This window comes from Pseudonocardia sp. DxW (assembly GCF_058448985.1).
In genome coordinates, this window is the sequence record NZ_JBZFLK010000058.1 from 1 (window position 1) to 2,920 (window position 2,920).

Below are 2,920 nucleotides of genomic sequence, written 5' to 3' on the forward strand. Positions count from 1 at the left end.
AACTTCTCGGGGCCCGCCTCACCGCAGCGACACGACCCCAGTCCCGGGCCCGGCCACACCCTCACCTGCACTCCGTTTCCGGAAGAGCCCCTTTGTGTCGGCGCCTGCCGCCCATAGGCTGCGGGCGTGCCACGGTCACTGATCGTCCTGGCTCACCCGCGGCCCGGAAGTTTCACCCACGCGCTTGCCGAGGCAGCCGAGCGCGCGCTCCGGGTGGCCGGGCACGACGTGGTCACCCATGACCTGCACCGCGAAGGTTTCGACCCGCTGCATCCCGTCGAGGGGCTCGACACCACGCGCCCCGAGGGCGCCGCGGCTCTGGAAGCCGGAGCCGACGAGCAGGTCGTGCAGCACCGCGTGGAGCTGTCCGAGGCTCACACCCTGGTCGTGGCCCATCCGAACTGGTGGGGCAAGCCGCCAGCGATCATGGCTGGATGGATGGACCGGGTACTGGTCCCTGGGGTCGTATACCGCCTTGACGACGCCGCCGGCGAACCGACCGCGCTGCTGGGCCTGCGCAGGCTCGTCGTCCTCAACACCGGCGATACCGACCCGGCACGTGAGGCCGAGGTGTTCGGAGACCCGCTCGACGCGATCTGGCGACGCTGTGTCGGCGCCTATCTCGGACAAGCCGAGGTCCGGCGACTGCTCGCCGGGCCCATGGCCGGCTCCACGCCCGACCAACGCACGCAGTGGCTGGACCAGGCGGCCCGGCTGGCCCGCGACACGCAGCCCTACTGATCACGCCGTATCGCCAGGTCAGCGGGCGTCGCGAGACGACGCACGTCGACCGCACACGAGGCGAGCGTCAGGACTACTTGATGTGAACAGTCAGCATCCCGGCGGTGCGGCGCGCTGCCGGAACTGTTCACGCCTCGCCACCCGGCGGGATGCCTAGCGGATGAGTTCGATCGGTGTGGCCGTGTCGAGATCGGCCCATGCGCGGTCGCTGGTCAGGACGGTCTCGGCGGCGATGGTGTCGGCGGTGGCGAGGCAGGCGCGGTCACCGAGCGACAGCCCGGCGGGGTGGGTGGAGGTCCAGAGCATGCCGGCCCGCACTGCCTGCTGTGGGGTGAACGGGGTGAGGTCGATCCCGAGTGCGTGGATGGCCTCGACCGCGGTGGCGGGGTCGGGGTGGCCGCGCCGGGTCAGGGTGGTGACGACCTCGGCCCAGTTCACCGTGGAGGCGCTCGCGCCGGGAAGTGTCGCGGCGACCCGTTCATGGCCGGGTTCGCGGTAGATCAGGGCCAGGATCGCGCTGGCATCGAGGACCACGCTCACGGTGTCCCGCCCTCCGCGGCCGGGCCGGGCGTGCCGGTGGGTGGGTCGTCGGCGTCGCGGGCGACCTCGGCGCGCCGCTCGGCCAGGAGCTCGTCGACGGCGCTGCCGGTGACCCCGGCGGCGGTGGCGGCGTCGATCGCCTCCTGCTGGATGCGCGCCAGCAGATGCGCGCGTTCCTCGATCACGACTCGACCGTGGTCGAGGTAGAGCACCAGCCGCGACCCCGGCTCGATTCCCGCCGCCCGCCGCAACTGCGCCGGGATCGTCACCCGACCGTCACGGGTGGCCGATACCTCGTTCGATGTGGATGCACCATCAACAACGGACACACAAGCACTCTACCAGCCATATGAGACGTCACATTGCCATTATTCACCGTGACTCGCCGTGAATGGCCAGGATGCCCCGCTCCTGCCGGAGAAGCGGCGTGGTGGTGCTCGATATGGGGGGTCCTGGTGCGGAGAAGGGTGTCCCAGTTCCTTGGAAGTGGGACGGTCCGCGCCCGGCCGGCGGGAGATCGCCGGGGCCCGGCGTGTCGCGTACCAGAAGTTGTGCCCCTAACTGTGTTCCAGAAGCCGCGTTCGGAGACGATCTCCGGTACGTTGCGTTCATGGAGCTGGGGTATGCGAGGGTCTCGACCACCAAGCAGGATCTCGACCGCCAGCTCGACGCCCTCGGCCGGGCCGGGATCGCGGCCGAGCGGATCTATCTCGACAAGAAGTCCGGGGCGAGCACCGACCGGCCCGGACTCCGAGCGGTGCTCGACTACGCCCGCGACGGCGACGTGATCGTCGTGCACACCCTGGACCGGCTCGGGCGCACGGTTCGCGACACCCTCAACCTGATCCACGACCTCGCCGACCGCGGTATCGGGATCCGCAACCTGGCCGACCCGATCCAGGTCGACTCCAGCCGCCCCGACGACCCCATGGCCCAGCTCGCCGTGGTCATGCTGGCACTGTTCGGGCAGATGGAACGCACCTACGCCGTCGAACGCGCCGCCCACGCCCGCGCGGTAGCCACCGCCAAGGGTCGCCGCGTGGGCCGACCGGTGGCCGTGGACCCGGCGAAACTGGCGTGGGCGGCACACCTACGCGACACCGGGCACACCATCAACGACATCGTCGCCACGACCGGGATCGCGCGCACCAGCCTCTACCGCCACCTGCCCGCCCGCACCCCGACCCCGATCACCGCCGCCGGAGCCCTCGCACCACCGCGCCCCAGCACCGAGGACGCCACCAAGCAACGGTGACCATGCGTGGGACCGTCAAGCATCCGGGACTGCAGCAACCGGGACCGCCGCCGCGTGTGCAGCCAACCAGACCCCCCACGCGATCGGCGGAGCTCTCTGACCAGCGCCGCTGTTGCAGCCCCTGCCGGGCAGTCCGCTGGCCGGGTGCCGAGCTGCGGAGGACCTTCTCGGCCGGCCCCGATCTCCGCGGGACTGGGCCGGCGCTGTAAGCCCGGGCTGGGTTCTGGCGGCCTGGACGACGAACGCCGCCACCAACATCGGTCTGAGCGACCCGTGCCACCTCGCGTAATACTGCAACGGCGTTTCGACGTGTCGTGAGAGGCTGATCCGGGTTCGGCGGTGATGATCGCCGGGTGGTGGATCTTGCTGGATGGGTAGCGGCGT

At 70.7% G+C, this 2,920-nt stretch carries 4 protein-coding genes; 2 read left to right on the forward strand and 2 right to left on the reverse strand.

Going from position 1 to position 2,920, the window contains the following annotated elements; translation table 11 throughout:
• Positions 1-126 precede the first annotated feature (126 nt).
• Entirely contained in the window at positions 127-741 is a 615-nt protein-coding gene (locus tag ACVJO7_RS33855) for an NAD(P)H-dependent oxidoreductase (RefSeq protein ID WP_491676350.1), read from the forward strand.
• Between the two features lie 153 nt (positions 742-894).
• Here ACVJO7_RS33855 and ACVJO7_RS33860 read toward each other — a convergent pair whose 3' ends face one another.
• Positions 895-1,281, reverse strand: coding sequence for a type II toxin-antitoxin system VapC family toxin (locus tag ACVJO7_RS33860; RefSeq protein WP_491676351.1), 387 nt, complete (start codon positions 1,279-1,281; stop codon positions 895-897).
• A complete protein-coding gene (locus tag ACVJO7_RS33865) occupies positions 1,278-1,610 on the reverse strand; it encodes an AbrB/MazE/SpoVT family DNA-binding domain-containing protein (protein ID WP_491676352.1) in 333 nt (110 codons plus the stop codon). The genes ACVJO7_RS33860 and ACVJO7_RS33865 overlap by 4 nt, the downstream gene beginning before the upstream one ends.
• A 281-nt stretch (positions 1,611-1,891) precedes the next feature.
• Here ACVJO7_RS33865 and ACVJO7_RS33870 point away from each other — a divergent pair, with 281 nt between their 5' ends.
• The gene (locus ACVJO7_RS33870; RefSeq protein WP_491676353.1) at positions 1,892-2,536 is read left to right on the forward strand and encodes a recombinase family protein; all 645 of its coding nucleotides are present in this window, start codon (positions 1,892-1,894) and stop codon (positions 2,534-2,536) included.
• The last annotated feature ends 384 nt before the right edge of the window (positions 2,537-2,920 follow it).

What these genes read in the sequence shown, in the direction of transcription:
- ACVJO7_RS33870 (WP_491676353.1), top strand. Translation starts at nt 1,892, where the DNA reads ATGGAGCTGGGGTATGCGAGGGTCTCGACCACCAAGCAGGATCTCGAC.